The organism is Shewanella sp. LC6, assembly GCF_006385735.2.
GTDB classification, from domain to species: Bacteria; Pseudomonadota; Gammaproteobacteria; order Enterobacterales; family Shewanellaceae; genus Shewanella; species Shewanella xiamenensis.
In genome coordinates this window covers 2,101,554-2,120,877 of the sequence record NZ_CP043902.1, presented here as the reverse complement: position 1 = coordinate 2,120,877, position 19,324 = coordinate 2,101,554, and the positions used below count along the sequence as shown (strand labels likewise).

General features: G+C 46.0%; 14 protein-coding genes and 9 tRNA genes. 4 read left to right on the top strand and 19 right to left on the bottom strand.

Annotation, left to right across the window (positions count from 1 at the left end):
- Nucleotide 1 precedes the first annotated feature (1 nt).
- Nucleotides 2-3,439 carry a NahK/ErcS family hybrid sensor histidine kinase/response regulator gene (locus FJD32_RS09720; protein ID WP_037427492.1) on the bottom strand — a complete coding sequence of 1,146 codons (3,438 nt, stop codon included), beginning with the start codon at nucleotides 3,437-3,439 and terminating at the stop codon, nucleotides 2-4.
- A gap of 175 nt (nucleotides 3,440-3,614) precedes the next feature.
- On the opposite strand from FJD32_RS09720, the gene acs reads away from it, so the two are divergent.
- The 3 genes from acs to FJD32_RS09705 all read left to right on the top strand — a co-directional run bounded on the left by acs (nucleotide 3,615) and on the right by FJD32_RS09705 (nucleotide 7,888).
- Nucleotides 3,615-5,567 (top strand): acetate--CoA ligase, encoded by a 1,953-nt coding sequence (gene acs, locus FJD32_RS09715; RefSeq protein ID WP_069455153.1) that lies wholly within the window; start codon nucleotides 3,615-3,617, stop codon nucleotides 5,565-5,567.
- 227 nt (nucleotides 5,568-5,794) lie between these two features.
- Nucleotides 5,795-7,567 carry a DEAD/DEAH box helicase gene (locus tag FJD32_RS09710; protein ID WP_140907576.1) on the top strand — a complete coding sequence of 591 codons (1,773 nt, stop codon included), beginning with the start codon at nucleotides 5,795-5,797 and terminating at the stop codon, nucleotides 7,565-7,567.
- A gap of 60 nt (nucleotides 7,568-7,627) precedes the next feature.
- A complete protein-coding gene (locus tag FJD32_RS09705) occupies nucleotides 7,628-7,888 on the top strand; it encodes a GrxA family glutaredoxin (RefSeq protein ID WP_011072684.1) in 261 nt (86 codons plus the stop codon).
- A gap of 276 nt (nucleotides 7,889-8,164) precedes the next feature.
- Here the strand turns inward: FJD32_RS09705 and FJD32_RS09700 are convergent.
- The 18 genes from FJD32_RS09700 to motY all read right to left on the bottom strand — a co-directional run bounded on the left by FJD32_RS09700 (nucleotide 8,165) and on the right by motY (nucleotide 18,462).
- Nucleotides 8,165-8,240, bottom strand: a tRNA-Lys gene (locus tag FJD32_RS09700).
- A gap of 33 nt (nucleotides 8,241-8,273) precedes the next feature.
- A tRNA-Lys gene (locus FJD32_RS09695) sits at nucleotides 8,274-8,349 on the bottom strand.
- Nucleotides 8,350-8,382: 33 nt separating this feature from the next.
- Nucleotides 8,383-8,473, bottom strand: a tRNA-Lys gene (locus FJD32_RS09690).
- Nucleotides 8,474-8,509: 36 nt separating this feature from the next.
- Nucleotides 8,510-8,585: transfer RNA gene (locus FJD32_RS09685), tRNA-Lys, on the bottom strand.
- A gap of 33 nt (nucleotides 8,586-8,618) precedes the next feature.
- A tRNA-Lys gene (locus FJD32_RS09680) sits at nucleotides 8,619-8,709 on the bottom strand.
- Nucleotides 8,710-8,744: 35 nt separating this feature from the next.
- A tRNA-Lys gene (locus FJD32_RS09675) sits at nucleotides 8,745-8,820 on the bottom strand.
- Nucleotides 8,821-8,855: 35 nt separating this feature from the next.
- A tRNA-Lys gene (locus tag FJD32_RS09670) sits at nucleotides 8,856-8,931 on the bottom strand.
- 35 nt (nucleotides 8,932-8,966) lie between these two features.
- Nucleotides 8,967-9,042 (bottom strand) — tRNA-Lys (locus tag FJD32_RS09665).
- Between the two features lie 54 nt (nucleotides 9,043-9,096).
- Nucleotides 9,097-9,172, bottom strand: a tRNA-Lys gene (locus FJD32_RS09660).
- A gap of 142 nt (nucleotides 9,173-9,314) precedes the next feature.
- Nucleotides 9,315-10,064, bottom strand: a complete 750-nt coding sequence (ybgF, locus tag FJD32_RS09655; RefSeq protein ID WP_140907575.1) for a tol-pal system protein YbgF — start codon at nucleotides 10,062-10,064, stop codon at nucleotides 9,315-9,317.
- A gap of 24 nt (nucleotides 10,065-10,088) precedes the next feature.
- Nucleotides 10,089-10,622, bottom strand: a complete 534-nt coding sequence (gene pal, locus FJD32_RS09650; RefSeq protein WP_037419429.1) for a peptidoglycan-associated lipoprotein Pal — start codon at nucleotides 10,620-10,622, stop codon at nucleotides 10,089-10,091.
- 46 nt (nucleotides 10,623-10,668) lie between these two features.
- The gene (gene tolB, locus FJD32_RS09645) at nucleotides 10,669-11,997 is read right to left on the bottom strand and encodes a Tol-Pal system beta propeller repeat protein TolB (RefSeq protein ID WP_037419426.1); all 1,329 of its coding nucleotides are present in this window, start codon (nucleotides 11,995-11,997) and stop codon (nucleotides 10,669-10,671) included.
- A gap of 9 nt (nucleotides 11,998-12,006) precedes the next feature.
- Nucleotides 12,007-13,041: a cell envelope integrity protein TolA gene (gene tolA, locus FJD32_RS09640; RefSeq protein WP_069455155.1), complete on the bottom strand. Its 1,035-nt coding sequence runs from the start codon at nucleotides 13,039-13,041 to the stop codon at nucleotides 12,007-12,009.
- Nucleotides 13,042-13,476, bottom strand: a complete 435-nt coding sequence (gene tolR / locus FJD32_RS09635; RefSeq protein ID WP_037419420.1) for a protein TolR — start codon at nucleotides 13,474-13,476, stop codon at nucleotides 13,042-13,044.
- On the bottom strand, nucleotides 13,476-14,162 hold the full coding sequence (gene tolQ / locus FJD32_RS09630; protein ID WP_037419415.1) for a protein TolQ: 687 nt from the start codon (nucleotides 14,160-14,162) through the stop codon (nucleotides 13,476-13,478). The genes tolR and tolQ overlap by 1 nt, the downstream gene beginning before the upstream one ends.
- Nucleotides 14,152-14,553 (bottom strand): tol-pal system-associated acyl-CoA thioesterase, encoded by a 402-nt coding sequence (gene ybgC / locus FJD32_RS09625; RefSeq protein WP_011072691.1) that lies wholly within the window; start codon nucleotides 14,551-14,553, stop codon nucleotides 14,152-14,154. Before ybgC ends, tolQ begins: the two co-directional genes overlap by 11 nt.
- 169 nt (nucleotides 14,554-14,722) lie before the next feature.
- Nucleotides 14,723-16,903, bottom strand: a complete 2,181-nt coding sequence (locus tag FJD32_RS09620; RefSeq protein ID WP_055648389.1) for a prolyl oligopeptidase family serine peptidase — start codon at nucleotides 16,901-16,903, stop codon at nucleotides 14,723-14,725.
- 689 nt (nucleotides 16,904-17,592) lie between these two features.
- Entirely contained in the window at nucleotides 17,593-18,462 is an 870-nt protein-coding gene (gene motY, locus FJD32_RS09615; protein ID WP_037419408.1) for a flagellar protein MotY, read from the bottom strand.
- A 142-nt stretch (nucleotides 18,463-18,604) separates the two neighbouring features.
- Here motY and rnt point away from each other — a divergent pair, with 142 nt between their 5' ends.
- On the top strand, nucleotides 18,605-19,273 hold the full coding sequence (gene rnt, locus FJD32_RS09610; protein WP_069455157.1) for a ribonuclease T: 669 nt from the start codon (nucleotides 18,605-18,607) through the stop codon (nucleotides 19,271-19,273).
- Nucleotides 19,274-19,324 lie beyond the last annotated feature (51 nt).

Sequence of the window (19,324 nt, the reverse complement as noted above, 5' to 3'; positions counted from 1 at the left end):
ATTAAGCCTTCTTGACCAGGCTTGATATCAATGCCCGCAGCGCCGCCGGTTTAATCATTTTGGCCATATAGTGATAACCGCGGCGCTGCACATCTTCCACCAGCTCTTTGCGAGTGTTCGCTGTGATTAAAATGCCCGGTAACTCTTTGCCATAGAGTGCGCGGATCCCATCCATCGCATCAACACCGTTTTGACCATCATCCAAGTGAAAATCGGCTAACACGATATCGGGCGCCACGCCTTTAAGGCCTAACTTAATCCGCGCGTCGGCTAAGTCTTTGGCACAAATCACCTCGCATTGCCAACGACTGAGTAAGCTTTCAAGCCCAGCAAGAATCGCCTCCTCATTGTCGATACACAATACTTTAATCCCTGATAACGGTTGTAATAACGATGGCAATGCCTTCACCTGCGGCTGGCGCACGGTTTCCCCTAAGGGAACCGTAATGGAAAACACAGAGCCACGCCCCAATTGTGAAGACACCTGAATACTGTGGTTAAGTACCCGGCTTATCCTATCGGCAATTGCCAACCCTAAGCCTAAACCGCTGACACTTTTACTACGTGGATTATTTAAGCGTTTAAACTCTTTAAATATTTCATGAGTTTCATGCTCATCAATTCCACAGCCCGTATCGAGTACTTGGATCTCCAATTCGCTGCCGCGATGACGGCAACCAAACAGCACTCGCCCACCACGGGCATAACGGTAGGCATTGGTTAAAAAGTTTTGCAGCACACGCCTGAGCAAAGAAGGATCAGAATTCACCGTCGCGCTGCAGGGGATCATCTTAAAGCGAATTTGATTGTCCGCCGCCATCGCCTCAAATTCGACCGACAGACCATTGAGTAGCTCAGATATAGCAAAGTCGCGGCGGTTCACTTCGACCATGCCAGAATCCAACTTAGAAATATCCAATAAGTCGGTGAGCAACTCGCCGGCGGTTTTAAGCGAGCTATTCACATGGGATAAGGTAGTGCGTGCCTCGCGATCCAAATTAGGGTATTGGGATAACGACGCAGTAAACAATCTTGCCGCATTCAGTGGCTGCATTAAATCGTGCCCCACCGCCGCTAAAAAGCGACTCTTAGAGGCGTTAGCCATTTCTTCCTGTGCTTTGGCCTCAAGTAACTCACTATTTAGCAGAGCTAGTTCGTAGGTACGTTCTTTAACACGCGACTCGAGCGTTTCATTGGCTTCGAGCAACGCCCGTTCTTGCTCACGATATTGGGTAATGTCGGTAAAGGTCATCACAAAACCACCATCGGGCATAGGATTACCTTGAATTTTAATCACTTTACCGTCTTTACGTTGCCGCTCTGAAGTATGGGGCGTGCCATTACGCATATGCTGCACACGTTTTTCAACCTGTTGTTCTATATCGCCATCGCCACAATAACCTCTGGCGGCATTAAAGCGGATCACTTCACTGATAGGCATTCCTTGCTGTAAAAAGCCTTCAGGATATTGATATAACTCGACATATTTGTAGTTCCATGCAACCAAGTTAAGGTCGCTGTCGATCACGCTCATCCCTTCGTAGGCATGCTCGATAGCGCCGCGCAGCATATCTTGACTAAGCATGATTTTGGATGAGGCTTCATCCACAAGGCTAAAGACTTCATCTAAGGCCAAGTCACGCCCTTGTAAGACCGAATCCATAACTAAAGAAGCACTCGAAGCGCCGAGCACGCCAGCGAGTAAACGCTCGGTATGAGCAATCAGTTCTGGAGTCGCGGCCTTATGCCAACTGTCACTTTTAACCGCTTCGGTAGAGAATCGACTAAAACTTTCATAGGCGCGGGTTGGACTCACAAAGCGGCTGGCTAAGATCAATAAATCCTGCTGCGAGATAGGGCCGCTTTTCTTATTGGCATTATTTTTAAGCTTACCAGGGCTGACAAAAGCACTGGCCTGAATACGCTCGGCCACCCCGGCCCTGAACCAAATCGAGCCCAACACATAACAGGCAATATTGGCAAATAACGCCGTAAGCGCATCACGCACATTCGGTGTAATAGCATCTAATAGGTCGAAATTACTAGACATTAATGTCGCTGGGCTTTGGTTACCCGTCATACCACTGAGCATGATGTAAAACCACAAGCTAAAACCCACACTGAGTCCTAAAAACACCCCTGCACGATTACCGTGTTTCCAGTAGAGTCCACCCACTAACGCGGGTGCAAGTTGGGCAAAAGCACCAAAGGACAGCATCCCCAGATGCGATAGCGAGTCGCTGTCAGCCAGCGCCAGATAACTGCCGTAGCCCAACCCAAGGATGATGATAATCGCTAGGCGGCGGGCATTTAGTAGCATCTGCGAAAACTGGCTGAAGTTTTTCTCGCGGATATTGCCAGTACGTAACATCACAGGGACAAGCCATTCGTTACTCACCATAACACTGATTGTCACCACGGCCACAATCACCATCCCCGTCGCCGCAGATAAGGTGCCTAACAGCGCAATCACCGCCAGCAGTGGATGATCTAACGCAAGCGGTAAATTAATCACATAGGTATCAGCGGCAACGCTATCGCCCAAGATCAATTTACCCGCTAATGCCAGTGGCCCGACAAATAGACCAAATAAGGCCAAATACAGCGGAAACAACCAACGTCCCTTAGACAAAACAGACTCATCGGCACATTCCACCACCATCACATGGAATTGGCGCGGCATACACAAAAATGCCGCCATACCGACAAGTAGTTCAGGCATCAAGGTTTCAATACGGGGGTTTGGGTGATGAATTAACGCTTTATCACTCGCCTGCTGCCAAATATCGCCAAACCCGTCAAATACGCCAAAGCTAATCACCATCCCTACCAGCAAAAATGCCGCGAGTTTAACTAAAGATTCGAACGCGATAGCCAGCATCATCCCGGGATTATGCTCGGTAGCATCGAGCTTACGAGTGCCAAAAAGAATGGCAAATATGGCTAACAGCGCGGTGATCAGTAGCGCAATCATAATGCCATTTAAGGGGTCATCCGCGGGTTGAAATAGATTAAGGCTGAACACCATCGCCTTAAGTTGCAGCGCAATATAAGGCATGATGCCAAATAGCGCGATGAGGGTAACAATGGCCGCCAAGGTTTGTGACTTACCGTAACGGGCGGCGATAAAGTCGGCGACTGAGGTAATATTTTGCGCCTTGGACACGAGGACCATCTTGCGCAACATGCCAAACCCTAAGGTGAAGATAAGAATTGGGCCGATAAAAATCGGAATGAACGACCAAAAATCCTTAGCCGACTGTCCAACCGTGCCTAAAAAACTCCAAGAAGAACAATAAACCGCCAAGCTTAAGCCATAAATGACCACTTGCAGCTTCTTTGTCACGCCGCTAAACCAGCGCTCCGCCCCCCAGGCTAAAAGGAATAAAAGTGATACATAACAAATAGCAATAACGGCGACGACTAAGGTGAGATTCATATTTTTGCTCTTTTTTCCATTATTGTGCGATAAATAATGGCTGAAATCTAGCCAGATTTTCGAGTGCAACAGCCTAAATATAAAGGAAATTTTAAAACTAGACCAAGGTCTAATGGAGTTGACTCCCTCTTGCATACCATACTCAGACCACGCAATTTTTCGAAAGGGAAGCCCTATGAGCTCGCAGTCTCTCTACAAAGTCTCCGGCAATATCGCTGCCAATGCACTTGTAAATAACGATCAATATAAAACAATGTACCAAGAGTCGATTGTCAATCCAGAGGGTTTCTGGAGAGAGCACGGCAAACGCATCGATTGGATAAAGCCATACACTAAAATCAAAAAAACCACTTTTGACGATCATAATTTATCGATTAACTGGTTCTATGACGGCACCCTAAACGCATCGGCAAACTGTCTAGATCGCCATTTGGCGGCGCACAGCGACCGTGTTGCCATTATTTGGGAAGGCGATAACGCCAACGAACAACGCAAAATCACCTACGGTGAACTGCACACTCAAGTATGTAAATTTGCCAACGCGCTACGCAGCCAAGGCGTACGCCGTGGCGATATCGTCACGATCTATATGCCAATGGTGCCAGAAGCCGCCGTCGCGATGCTGGCCTGTGCTCGCATTGGTGCTGTGCATTCCGTTGTTTTTGGTGGTTTCTCACCCGATTCTATCGCCTCTCGGGTTATCGATGGTAAATCCAAAATCGTCATCACCTCCGATGAAGGTATGCGTGGTGGCCGCGCCATTCCGCTCAAACGCAACATCGACGATGCGTTAAAACATCCCGATGTGACCAGTGTTGAGAAAGTCATTGTGCTTCAACGCACTGGCGGCAAGATTGACTGGGTAGAAGGTCGCGATGTGTGGTGGCATTCACTGGTTGAAACCGCATCCGAACATTGCGCTGTCGAAGAAATGGGCGCAGAAGATCCGCTGTTCTTACTCTATACCTCAGGTTCAACGGGTAATCCAAAGGGCGTATTGCACACTACTGGTGGTTATATGGTGTATGCCTCCATGACCCACGAGTATGTGTTCGATTACAAACCCGGTGAGATTTACTGGTGTACTGCTGATGTGGGTTGGATTACTGGTCACTCCTATATGGTATATGGCCCGCTTGCCAACGGCGCAACGGTGCTCATCCACGAAGGTGTTCCTAACCACCCAAGCCCTGCGCGTTTAGGCGAGATGATTGACCGCCATAAAGTCAATATTCTCTATACTGCACCAACGCTTATTCGTGCACTAATGGCCGAAGGGAAACAACATTTTGATAAGTACGATGGCAGCTCACTGCGCATCATGGGCTCTGTAGGCGAACCCATCAACCCAGAAGCTTGGCGTTGGTACCACGAGGTCATCGGCCACGAGCATTGCCCGATTGTCGATACTTGGTGGCAAACTGAAACAGGCGGTATTTTGATCACCCCACTGCCAGGCGCAACTGATACTAAGCCCGGCTCGGCGACTCGTCCTTTCTTTGGGGTACAACCGGCGCTCGTGGACAACATGGGTAACATTTTAGAAGGCGCAACCGAAGGAAACTTAGTGCTGCTCGACTCATGGCCAGGCCAAATGCGTACCGTATATGGTGACCATGAACGCTTCGTACTGACCTATTTTAAAACCTTCCGTGGCATGTACTTTACTGGTGACGGCGCTCGCCGCGATGAAGACGGTTATTACTGGATCACTGGCCGTGTGGACGACGTGATTAACGTCTCAGGTCACAGATTAGGTACCGCCGAAGTGGAAAGTGCACTGGTGTCACACGAACTGGTCGCTGAAGCTGCTGTTGTGGGCTATCCCCATGATATTAAAGGCCAAGGTATTTACGCTTATGTGACCTTAACCCGCGGCACAGAAGAAAGCGAAGAACTTCGCCAAGAGCTGCGCCAATGGGTTCGCAAAGAAATTGGCGCCTTAGCCACACCGGATCTGATCCAGTGGGCAACAGGCTTACCTAAGACCCGTTCTGGCAAAATCATGCGCCGCTTCCTGCGTAAGATTGCCGCAAACGAAGTAACCAATTTAGGGGATGCATCAACACTGGCCGACCCAGCCGTGATTGAGACCTTGATTGAAACTCGCTTGAATCGCAACGAGTAATCGTTGTCCCACACTTAATCGTGATTTATCACGATTAAGTGTTGCTTTAGCTCCTGTTCATTTGAACACCTGTCCGTTTTAGCAAGTGTTCCTTTTAATCAAGTAAACCCTGTTGAGAAAGTGCCTGATTGCCCCTTTCTCTTAGTTGCCCCTCCAACCAAGGGGCATTTTTTTGGTTCTGTGTTAAGCTTGACGCCAAACTCAGTCGACCAAGAATAGCTAACAGCGTGTCAGTTAATTCCAGCCCAAGCGTTACCCTCAGGGATTATCAGCAACAAGCCGTCGATGCCGCCATCGCGCATTTCAAAAAAAGCACCGATTCCGCCGTGTTAGTCCTACCAACTGGAGCAGGGAAAAGTATCGTTATTGCCGAGCTTGCCCGCATCGCCAGAGGACGCGTGCTGGTTTTAACCCATGTGAAGGAACTGGTTGCCCAAAACGCACAAAAGGTGGGATTACTGACGACTGAGGCCAGCATTTATTCCGCAGGGCTAAATCAAAAATCGACTGACGGCAAAACCGTTGTCGCCAGTATCCAATCCGCTGCGCGCGCCTTAACTCAATTCGATGAGCCCTTCTCGCTGGTGATTATCGATGAATGCCACAGAGTCAGCCTCGAAAAAACCAGCCAATATCAGCAGCTCTTAACTCATTTACAGCAGCGTAATCCAAAGCTCAAATTATTAGGCCTGACTGCCACCCCTTATCGACTGGGCACTGGCTGGATTTACAAACACCACTACCACGGCAAAGTGGGCTCGCCTGAACTTGGGATCTTCGAGCAATGTATTTTCGAGCTTCCCATCCGTCCGCTGATTAAACAAGGCTATTTAACTTCACCAACCTTATTTGATGGTTTAAGCGCCCAATATGACTTCAGCCGAATCAAACCCAATGACAATGGCGAATATCCCGAGGCCCAAGTTAATGCGCTGCTGAACCACGCCGGACGCGCAACAACGGCGATTGTGAAGCAACTGATTGAACTGAGTCATCATCGCCAAGGGATCATTATTTTTGCCGCGACCGTGCGCCATGCAGAAGAGATTGTCAGCCAGCTCAACAAGGATCACAGCGAACAAACAGCAATCGTCACGGCGCAAACGCCAGATAATGAACGTGATGAGCTTATCGAGCGCTTTAAAGCGAAGAAGCTTAAGTTCCTCGTCAACGTGGCGGTATTAACCACTGGCTTCGATGCGCCCCATGTGGATTTGATTGCGATTTTACGCCCCACCGCATCGGTGAGTTTGTTTCAGCAAATGATTGGCCGAGGCCTTAGGATCTGTGAAGGTAAAAAAGATTGTTTAGTGATTGATTACGCAGCCAATGGCTATGATTTGTATTTTCCAGAAGTCGGCCAAGCTAAGCCCAATAGCAAATCTGTCCCGGTCCAAGTGCATTGCCCTGTCTGCCAGTTTGCCAATATCTTTTGGGGATTAACCGACAAGGATGGCGATATTATCGAGCACTTTGGCCGTCGCTGTCAGGGCATTGTCGAGCATCATGGGCAAAAGCAGCAATGTGACTTTCGATTTAGGTCTAAATCCTGTCCCGATTGCGGACAAGAGAACGACATTGCGGCGCGTATTTGCCAGCATTGCCAGTCGACCTTAATCGACCCCGATAAACGCCTTAAGCAAGTATTGAATAAGCAACACCATCATCTGTTCCGCTGCCAGCATATGACGTTAATGGATGATGCGGGCGATCTTAAGGTGCAATATCTAGACATTGACGGAAATGAGTTTAATCGGCACTTTAAGCTGCAAACGCCCGCCCAATGGCGTGCCTTGTATGCGCTGTTTATTTTCCCCCATAGTCGCACGCCAGGCATTAAACCTAAGCAATACAAAAAAGTGTCTGAGCTGATTGCCGATAGTGCCGCCTTTCGGATGCCAGATCTGTTACTGCTGAAAAAGCACACAAAAGGCTGGGATCTGCTCGAAAGCTATTTCGATTACCAAGGGCGCTATCAAACTGAAAATAAACACATCTGACATTATCAATTCGGTTAGCGCTATGGTATAAAACGCTTAAAGTAATCCTAAGGAGCTATTATGTACGTTGTTATTTTTGGCCGTCCTGGCTGTCCTTATTGCGTGCGAGCAGTACAACTGTCAGAGCAACTCGTTGAAAAACGTGATGACTTTAAATTTAGATATGTAGATATCCACGCCGAAGGGATTTCTAAAGCGGATCTCGAGAAGACTGTCGGCAAGCCAGTCGAAACGGTGCCCCAGATATTCGTTGATGAAAAACACGTAGGTGGTTGCACCGATTTCGAACAATATGTTCGTGATAACAATCTGTTAGGTTAACCCTAATACGAGATAACAAGGAGACCTGAGGTCTCCTTTTTGACTTTTGCATCAGTTGTTACATCAATAATGTTGCAGAGTAAAGCAACCTCAATTTTGCTTGTTCCATTTTGTGTTTCCCCAGTTGTTATTATTTATCTGCAGCCAATATGGACCATTTAACACGTGAGAAAAACTGACAATAAGTCTATGAGCAAACTAGAAAATGCAGTGAAATTAATTAAGATTTTTAGTGATGAGTAGCGAAAGAAGATTTTTACTAGGAGAGATAAAGAGTGGTGGGTCGTGAAGGATTCGAACCTTCGACCAATTGGTTAAAAGCCAACTGCTCTACCGACTGAGCTAACGACCCATCTAGTGAACGCTGATTTTACACTTCAGTAAGTGGTGGGTCGTGAAGGATTCGAACCTTCGACCAATTGGTTAAAAGCCAACTGCTCTACCGACTGAGCTAACGACCCATCTAGTGAACGCTGATTTTACACTTCAGTAAGTGGTGAATCATGAAGGATTTAAACCATTCGATTGATTGGTTAAAAGCCAACTGCCCTAGCTTTATAACATAAGCCACTGAGCTAACGACCCATCTATTGGATTCTGAATTTTACACTTTCAGAAAAGTGGTGGGTCGTGAAGGATTCGAACCTTCGACCAATTGGTTAAAAGCCAACTGCTCTACCGACTGAGCTAACGACCCATCTAGTGAACGCTGATTTTACACTTCAGTAAGTGGTGAATCATGAAGGATTTAAACCATTCGATTGATTGGTTAAAAGCCAACTGCCCTAGCTTTATAACATAAGCGACTGAGCTAACGACTCATCTAAGAATTCTGAATTTTACACTTCCAGAAAAGTGGTGGGTCGTGAAGGATTCGAACCTTCGACCAATTGGTTAAAAGCCAACTGCTCTACCGACTGAGCTAACGACCCATCTAAGGATTCTGAATTTTACACTTCCAGAAAAGTGGTGGGTCGTGAAGGATTCGAACCTTCGACCAATTGGTTAAAAGCCAACTGCTCTACCGACTGAGCTAACGACCCATCTAAAGACTCTGAGTTTTACACTTTCAGAAAAGTGGTGGGTCGTGAAGGATTCGAACCTTCGACCAATTGGTTAAAAGCCAACTGCTCTACCGACTGAGCTAACGACCCATCTAATCTACTACACTTCAAATACCGTTAACTTATTCTATTTACTAGAGTAAGTGGTGGGTCGTGAAGGATTCGAACCTTCGACCAATTGGTTAAAAGCCAACTGCTCTACCGACTGAGCTAACGACCCATATACTGGTATTTTGCGCCCCGAACGACCTCGCCGTTCCGAGGGCGCCTATAATACCTTTTTCATTTCCCCATGCAAGCGTAAATTCCCAATTTTTTGTCGTTTGCATGAAAAACAGACTAAGAGTATGTTTTTTAGTTAATTACGCTTTAATTGCAGCCAGTTGTTGCTGGGCAATGCGTGCTGCAGCGCTGTTGGCGTAGTCTTTTACTACTTGTTGGTAATATTGAGTTGCACCAGCTTTATCGCCCATTTTCTCTGAGATCATGCCAAGCTTCACTAAACTGTCACCACGTTTGTTGGAATCACTAAAACGGGTCACGACCGTATTGAAAACTTGCTTAGCTTCAGCAAACTCACTTTTATTAAACAGCAATTGTCCTAACCAATAATTAGCATTGGCGGCATAAACTGAATCTGGATATTGTTTAATGAAAGCGCGAAAGGCTGGAATTGCATCATCATACTTACGCTCTTTCAGCACGAGATTAACCGCGCTTTCGTAGCTGGCCGTTTCACTTAAACTACTGGCGGCCGCATTCGCGGTTGCTGCTGCAGCGGCAGGAGTGGAAGGCACTGAAGCGGCTGGAGTCGCTGCTTTAGAAGATAAATTAGCAATTTCATCATAAAGCTGACGCTGGCGTTGCTGCATCTGCTCTATTTGATAATTTTGTTGTTCAGTCAAACCACGTAAGTCGAGAACTTCTTGCTGCAAAGTATCCAGACGGCGCTGCATATCAATTTCGCTTTGTTGTCTCGATTTTACAATGCGCTCTAAACGAGCAAGTCTGTCATCACCTGAACCACCAGCAAGGTCTTCAACAGGAGCAGGAGCTGCAATTGCAGCTCCTGCGCCGAAGAACATTGCCGTAATTAAGACGGCACGTTTCATCTCGTTACTCTCCGTAATTCAATCTTAGTAAACTAAAACTGCACGACGGTTTTTAGCAAAACCTTCATCGGTACGAGTGAAGTCAAGTGGCTTCTCTTCGCCGTAGCTTACGATGCTCATTTGGCTTGGTTGTACACCCATGCCTTGTAAGTATTTAGCAACAGCTTTAGCACGACGCTCACCCAGTGCGATGTTGTATTCTGGCGTGCCACGCTCGTCGGCATGACCTTCAATCAATACACGAACACTTGGGTGCTCAACTAAATAAGTACCGTGGGCTTCGAGGACAGCTGCATATTCAGTTTGAACTTCACTGCGGTCGAAATCGAAGTAAATAATGTGCTCTTTTCTCAACTGCTCGAGTTGCTGACGTTGTTGCTCTTCAGGCGACAACATTCCACCAATACCGCCCGTTTGAACACCACCATTGAGTTCACTACCAGAACCGCTTGTAGAGCCCATAGCATCAGTTTCTGATTCAGAAGTTGAGCTACACGCACTAATAGCCATAATTGGAAGTGCTACCAACATAGCTTTTAACAACTTGTTCAGATCCATTACTTGTTCCTTATAAAATTAAATGTTAATAAATCAAACTAATACACTAGAGAAACGGAGACCAAGAAGGTGATTTCACCTCGCCCTGACCTACCGGTAATCTCGCTTTAAAGCGTCCGTCCGTAGAAACAGCTGCTAAAACTTGCTTGCCTTGATACGTAGTGCCATAAATCACCATAGTACCATTAGGGGCCACACTTGGAGACTCGTCCAAACGTGTCGATGTCAGCACCTGCATAAAGCGCGTACTTAAATCCATACGTGCAATATTAAATTTACCATTTGTGCGATTCACAAAAATCATGCTGCGACCATCAGGGGTAATTGAACCACCTAAATTCCATTCACCTTCAAAGGTTTCACGGGTCACTTTGCCTGAATTTAAATCTACACGATATAACTGTGGTCTACCACCACGCTCGGAGGTAAACAACAATGACTTGCCATCAGGATACCAAGAAGGCTCAGTATCGATGGAATAGTGGTTGGTAATACGTTTAATCGCCTTAGTGGCAATATCAATGACATAAATCTCAGGTTGACCATCCTTAGAGAGGGTCACGGCCAATGATTTACCATCGGGCGAGAAAGAAGGCGCACCGTTAATGCCAGGGAAACTACTCACCTTAGTACGCACTTGAGTGTATAGGTCCTGAACAAAAATCTCGGCTTTTTTGTTTTCAAAACTCACATAAGCTAAACGACGGCCATCGGGTGACCACGCGGGTGACATCAAAGGCTCAGGAGAGCGCAATAACATCTGCTCATTGTAACCATCATAGTCAGCAATCATTAATGAATAAGCCGCTTTTTGACTGTGGTTAACCAATACATAAGAAATGCGCGTTAAAAACGCACCACGAATACCGGTCAATTTTTCATAAACGATATCACTTATACGGTGGCCATACTGACGAAACTGGGTCGCAGAAATCACGGTCTGACGACTATCCATCAAAAATTCAGTTGGACTTGCAGGACCTTTTAGTGCTTGGTTTTGTGCTTTAACCAAATCAATAAGATCAAAGCTCACCAAAAACTGATCCGTGCCGTAAGGCTTAACCGAACCAACCACAACGGCTTCTGCACTAACATTAGCCCAAGCATTGGCATCAAACTGTGCTAAGGCTCCAATACCACGTTGAGGTAATCCTAATTCATCTAAAGGTTTAAACGTACCGCTGCGCACTAAGTCAGACATAACCACATCGGCAATCGCCTGTGGTGGCGCACCGGCACCTTGCCATTGGAATGGCATCACAGCGATTGGTCGCGCTGCATCCACACCTTCGGTAATCACAATATCCAGCGCCGCTTTTGCCGGCATAGTGCAAAGCAGAACTGCCAATGCTAACCATTTTGCCAAAATTTTCATGGGACTCCTTTAATTAAACGTTGGTTCAACGATTAAGTTAATTTCTTTCATCAAGTTATATACCGCAGGGTCTGGAGACACTGGTAACTTACCCGCTTTTAAAATCGCCGCTTTAGCTGCACGACACACATTCGGATCACCACCTTGTGTCTGACTGCTAATCACAAATCCATCATTCGCTAAACGCACAGAAACAGTACACGTTTTACCACGCATCGATTCATCAACCACAAGGTTACGCTGAATCGTTGATTTAATCATAGCGGTATACTTACCGACTTCCGTTTGCATCTGCTTATTCATGGTTTGCGATAAGGCTGCCTGCTCGGCGGCTAACGCATCAGCCATTTCCTGCTCCTGTAGAGCACGGGCTTCAGCATCCGCTTTCGCCTTAGCATCTGCTTTTGCCTTAGCTTCGGCTTTTGCTTTCGCCTCTGCATCAGCCTTGGCTTTTGCCTCTGCTTTGGCTTTAGCTTCTGCCTCAGCTTTTGCCTTGGCTTCGGTTTCTTTCTGCTTACGGTCTGCCTCAGCTTTCGCGGCAGCGGCCTCTTCTACTTTACGTTTTTCCGCGGCTTTTTGAGCTGCATCTTCAGCAAGTTTACGTTCTTGCTCCTTCTGCTTGCGATCGGCTTCGGCTTTTTGTGCTTTTTCCTTTTCCTGTTGCTGCTTCACCTGCGCGGCTTTCGCGGCATCATTGGCCTTTTGGGTCTCAATTTCTTGCTGCTTACGTTCTTCCGCCAGTTTCTTCAACTGTGCTTGTTCACGCTCACGGGCTTGCTTTGCTTCCTGTGCTTTGCGTTCAAGTTCGGCTTGGCGCTCACGTTCTCGGCGCTCTGCATCGCGCTTTTCCTGCTTTAGCTTTTCAACTTGATTAGCGACTTGTTGCTGATCAACCATAACAGCTTTTACTGCAGGGGCGCTAACTTGTTGCACAGGTTCAGGTTTATGGGTGAAATCTATGCCAATGGCCAGAATAATTATCACGCCAATATGAATACCTGCTGAAATTGACAGAGGTAATGCAACATTTGAATTATCCGCCACCTATTTCTCCTTGGGTGAATCCGTCATCAAACCGACTGAGGGAACGCCTGCCTGTTGCAAGGTCACCATCAATTGGATCACGTTATCGTAAGGAATAGTTCTATCGGCTTTAACCACCACAGGACGTTCAGGCTCAGTCACCATAATCGCCGCCACGGCGGTGGCTAACTCTTCCAATTCCATTTCTTCGTTATTGGAACCGCCCTGATTAAGAAAATAAGTACCGTCGGCATCAATAGACGCTACAACCGGCGGCTTACTATCCGCGGGTAGCACTTCGGCCGCACCTTGCGGCAGCTCCACCTTCACCCCTTGGGTCACAATCGGTGCTGTTACCATGAAAATAATCAGCAACACGAGCATGACGTCGATGTAAGGCACCACGTTGATTTCGGCAACAGGGCGACGACGTTTACGCTGATAACCGACTTGCATTATACGCCTTCCTTCTCACTGTATGCTTGGCGATGCAGGATGCTAGAAAACTCTTCCATAAAGTTAGCGTAACCGATTTCCAGCTTTTCAACCTGAGTCGCAAAACGGTTATAAGCGATAACTGCTGGAATTGCCGCAAACAGACCCATAGCGGTAGCAATCAGTGCTTCTGCAATACCTGGCGCTACCATGGCTAATGTTGCGTTTTCCATCGAGCCAATTGCGATAAATGAATTCATAATACCCCATACCGTACCAAACAAACCGATATAAGGGCTAGTCGAACCAATGGTTGCCAATAAAGGTAAGTTAGCTTCTAACTTTTCTAATTCACGGGATAAGGTCACACGCATCGCCCGCGAAGTACCATCCATCACCGCATCAGGCACTTTGCTATTTAATTTATTCAGACGTGAATATTCTTTAAAACCCGTCACAAATAATGACTCTAAGCCCGTATTATCTGGACGAGCCGATAATTCTTTATACAGACGATTTAAATCGACGCCTGACCAAAATTTATCTTCAAATTTTGCCGATTTATTTTTTGCAGATGTCAATAAACTACGGCGTTGTAAGATCACCGTCCAAGACATTACAGACAAGCAAAGTAAAGTGAACATAACAAATTTCACTAATAAACTGGCTTGTAAAAATAACCCGACAATCGACATATCAGCTTGCACTGTCAAACTCCTGCACAATATTTAAGGGGATAGCTCGGGGCCGCATACGTGATAAGGCTACACAGGCTACTAGCACTGTGCCTTCACAATAACAGTCTCCCAGATGATCAACCAAACGTTGATGAAATACCAACGAGGCCTTTTTCAACTCTATGACCTTAGTTTCTACAATAAGGTTCTGTTCAAAACGTGCGGCTTTTTTAAAATCCAATTCCGCCCGCTTAACCACAAACGCCGTGTCATCGGCCAACAGTGCAGTCTGACTTACGCCTAAGGCTTTTAACCATTCGGTTCGCGCTCGCTCAAAAAAATTGAGATAGTTCGAATGATAGACAACGCCACCTGCGTCGGTATCTTCGTAATAGACTGAAATGGGCCAATTAAACGTCATGCGAAATCAGTAGATTTTGGTTGAAAAATTGACGCTACTATACCTAGGGAAACAAGACTTGTGAATGACCCGATGAAGATATAGATAGGGATGGCAGGGGTTTCAACGCAATTGAGGGATTTGTAAATAACAATGGGGTCAAACGACCCCATTTAATTAACATAGTTAGCTATTTTGCAAGGGTTTGCGGTAGTGCCAAACCAAAGCTTTGCCACAGGAAGCTATAAATATCGGCAAACTCGTCGATCTTCATCGCGGTAGGTTTACCCGCACCATGTCCGGCATTGGACTCAATGCGCATTATCACGGGTTTATCACCCTGCTGCTTTTCTTGCATCATGGCGGCAAATTTAAAGCTGTGTAGCGGCACCACACGATCATCGTGATCAGCCGTCATCACCATAGTTGCAGGATAAGCCTGCGCTTTAACATTATGGTAAGGCGAATAAGCTAATAATGCCGGGAACTGCTCTGCATTATCAGCACTGCCATATTCACTGGTCCAAGCCCAACCAATGGTAAACTTATGGAAGCGCAGCATATCCAGCACACCCACTGCTGGTAGCACGGCAGCAAACAGCTCAGGACGTTGCGTCACCGCGGCGCCCATCAATAAACCGCCATTACTGCGGCCATAAGCGCCTAACTTTGTAGTGTTGGTGTATTTTTCGTTGATCAGGTATTCGGCAGCGGCAAAATAGTCATCAAACACATTTTGCTTTTTATCGAACATACCTGCCTGATGCCAGCTTTCACCATAATCCGCGCCGCCGCGTAAACTTGGTACGGCGTAAATGCCGCCCATATCTAACCATGCGATGTTGGCAGGGCTAAAACGCGGCGTCATCGAAATCGCGAAACCACCGTAGGCATAGAGTAACGTTGGATTTTGGCCATTCTTCACAAGACCTTTCTTATAGGACAGCATCATCGGGACGCGAGTACCGTCTTTGCTGGTATAAAACACTTGCTCAGACACATAATTATCGGGATTAAATGACACCTGAGGTTTCGCAACAACGGTCGACTGCGCTGTTTTAAAATCAAACTTATAGGTGGTTTCAGGTTGAATATAGCTGTTAAAGACATAGTAGAAATAGTCTTTACTCGCCTTACCGAAAGGCCCGGCGACATTACCTTTACCTGGTAAAGTGACATCTTGACGCTTTTGGCCGCCCATACTGAAAATCGATAATTGTCCCAATACATCGTGTAAATAGCTGACGACTAAATGGTCATTGATAATGGCGACTTTATTAATGGGATCTTTCGACTCTGGAATAATGGTTTGCCACTGCGATTTCTCGCTATTACGGGTATCAATGGCAATCACTTTACCGTTAGGCGCATCTAAATCGGTTTTAAAATAAAATACCGAACCGTCATTACCTAAAAACTCATATTCAGCTTCGAGGTTAAGGATTAATTCCACCACCTGTGCTTTAGGTTCAAACAGTGATTTATAGAAAAAGCGATTACGTTTGTCCGTACCCTGCGAAATCGACAGCAGTAAATATTCGCCCTGCTCAGACACATCGATACCAAATCCCCAATCTTTGTTTTGGGGACGTTCATAAATCAATAAATCTTGGCGTTGATCTGTACCTAATTTGTGGTAATACACTTTTTGATTAAAGTTCACATCGGCCAGTAAATCCCCGCCCGCTGGCGCATCGTAACGGGCATAGAAAACCCCTTGGTTTTCCTTATCCCATACCGCGCTGGAGAATTTAATCCAGTTGAGTTCATCTTTAAGCTTTTTACCCGTGGCAATATCAATAAACTGCCACTGCTGCCAGTCAGAGCCTGACTTAGACACTCCATAGGCTAAAATCTTACCGTCATTACTTACCGATACCCCAGACAACGCCACGGTACCATCGGCTGAGAAGCTATTTGGATCGAGCACGGCTTTCTCAACGCCATCTTTGCCTTTTACATAAAGGACCGATTGCGCTTGTAAACCATCGTTACGGTAATAAAACTGGTTATCGCCATTCTCGAAGGGGGCTGAAATCTTCTCGTAGTTCCACAGTTCAGTGATACGGTCAACCACGGCTTGTTTGTTGGGGATTTTTGCCAAGTAAGCTTGACCAAAGGCCTGTTGTTCTTTTACCCAGCTTTCGGTTTCTGGCGTGTTTTCTTCAAGATGACGGTAAGGATCCGCCACCGCAACACCGTGAAGAGTGTCGACTAAAGCGTCTTTTCTCGTTTCAGGGTAAACCAATTTGTTTGCGCTGACCTGCTGTGCGGCCTCTTCTGGCGTATTGCCACTCTGGCAGGCGGCCAACGCCATGCCCAATGTGGCTACTAATAAACCTTGCTGGGCAAGGCGAAATCTTAATGCCATCTTTTATCGTCCTTTTGGTGATGTCCGGCTTAACGCTCTTTTGCAGCAAGTACTATACAAGCAAAATTTTTCATGGCAATGCTGTAGCAAAAGATGAGGTTTTCTAGCGAAGAAGAAAGATTTAACAAACTGGTAGCAATGATGAGCTTATTGAAGTGTATTTTTATGCAGTAATTATGACTGACAAGTTATTAATCATGCTAAATAGTGACTTAAGTGAGGCAGATCACTTAATCAATCATTAGTTTTGCTAATGTATCGAGGCAATTTTTCTCGTTTGCTAGCCAAATAACAACACACTAAAATATGCTTGTTTTCAGGAGATATCCGCTAGCGGATATTGAAAACAAAGAACTTTTAAACTGATGTCTTTTAAGTACTTCAGTTCATCCCTGGTTCTTATGCTTGACTTCCTTCCTTCAATTTGTTGATTGCAAATGCATTATTTTGCGGCCCGCTTAGATTAAGCGGGCTTTTTTTTACCCAGAATCAAACATCAAGCGACACTTATCGGCGTTCAGTATTTTTTGTTACATAAAAACCACTGGAGCCTCTCAATAAATGGCGCTTATTTGCGTGTCACTATCCGAATCAACAGACTGCCATAGTATTTTGACGCGAATACAAACAGCGTCAATAAACAACAATGCCAAGTCAGTAGACTTGGCATTGTTAGGTTAAGCTTTGATTTAGAGGGGCTTACTAATTCGGATCACAACTCGGCGGTTTAGCGCCCTTTCCTCAATATCGTCATTTGAAGCCACGTGACGCCGCTCGCCGTGACCCACAGTCACAATTCGATCTTGCGGTATACCGCTTGAGACAAAGAAATCTTTTACCGATTCAGCACGTTTGTCCGAGACTTTCTGATTCACTGAACGACCACCATAACTATCGGTATAAGCATCGACTAATACTAATTCTACATCTGGATCGTATGACAAATATTCCTGTATTCGCGTAAGCTGTTGCTGTGAGAAGCGAGTTAAATCCGTTCCTCCTTCATCATAATTAAGCACGGTAAAAGCAATATCTTCAAAGCTATAAGGCAATAGGTGCGATAAACACGCCTTAAACTCAGCATATTTTCGGCCAAAATTCGCTGCCGACAGCCCTACAGCAATTTTATTGGACTCATCATACCAATCGGCATAGTAAAATGTCGGCTCCATACCACGGCTTAGCTCGTTTAACATGGACCACGCGGCGCGTTTAGGCACTTCACCATTAAAATACTTTTGGTAACGTAACGAAGTGATTTCTTTTGACACCACACCTGGTCGCCATTTGGGAGCTCGGCTCATCAACTTGGCTTGGGTCACTTGATCAGGTTTTACCCACATATCCAAAGTGAAATTGAGATTTAATTGCTTACCCGCTTCACTGGTAAAAATCGCTTTACCGTATGAAGGAATATCATGCTCAAGACGGCACACGATCGGACTGTTTTGACTGACTCGCCATTGGGATTCACCCAAAGAGGCCACATAGTGGCGCAACTCTGCCATTGCAGTTGCTGGAACGCATAAAATTGATACTAATATCAGTTTTCGCCACATAGCCCTTACTCGTGTTTATTCGGTTACGAGGTTTTATCGGCAAACTTTTTAGTTCCTTTAGCTCATAAAACCAGCAATCAAACATGACACATCCTAGTTCATTAAGCATAATAGCGCCCTGTGATTTTTCTTGGGTACTTTAATGAGCGATATTTGCGACGCAAACAAATTGAAACACCGATTTCGTGGCTACTTTCCGGTAGTGATAGATGTCGAAACCGCGGGCTTCAACTCTCAAACCGATGCGTTGCTGGAAATAGCCGTCACGCTACTGAAAATGGATGATGAAGGCGTGCTCGGGATTGATAAAACCCTGCATTTCAACATTGAGCCCTTTGAGGGTGCAAATTTAGAACCCGAGGCGCTGGCTTTTAATGGTATCGATCCCACCAATCCATTACGCGGTGCGGTCAGCGAAAAAGAAGCCTTTTTAGAGATATTTAAAGCCGTTAAAAAAGCCCAAAAGGCATCTGATTGTCACCGTAGTATTATTGTGGCGCACAATGCAGCCTTTGATCATGGCTTTGTGAGTAAGGCTATTGAACGTTGTGACTTAAAACGCTCTCCATTCCATCCGTTTGCCACTTTTGATACCGCGACGTTGGCAGGATTAGCGATTGGCCATACGGTATTAGCAAAAGCCTGTATTATGGCAGGCATCCCTTTTGACAATAAAGAAGCCCATTCAGCACTCTACGATACCGAGCGCACTGCTGAACTCTTTTGTTATATCGTCAACCGCTGGAAATCTTTAGGTGGCTGGCCACTCTTAGCCACCAACGAACCTGATGATTCGGATAGCGAAGCATAGCTTTACCAACAATTGTCTAAAACAAGAAAGCTGCCAAAAGGCAGCTTTCTT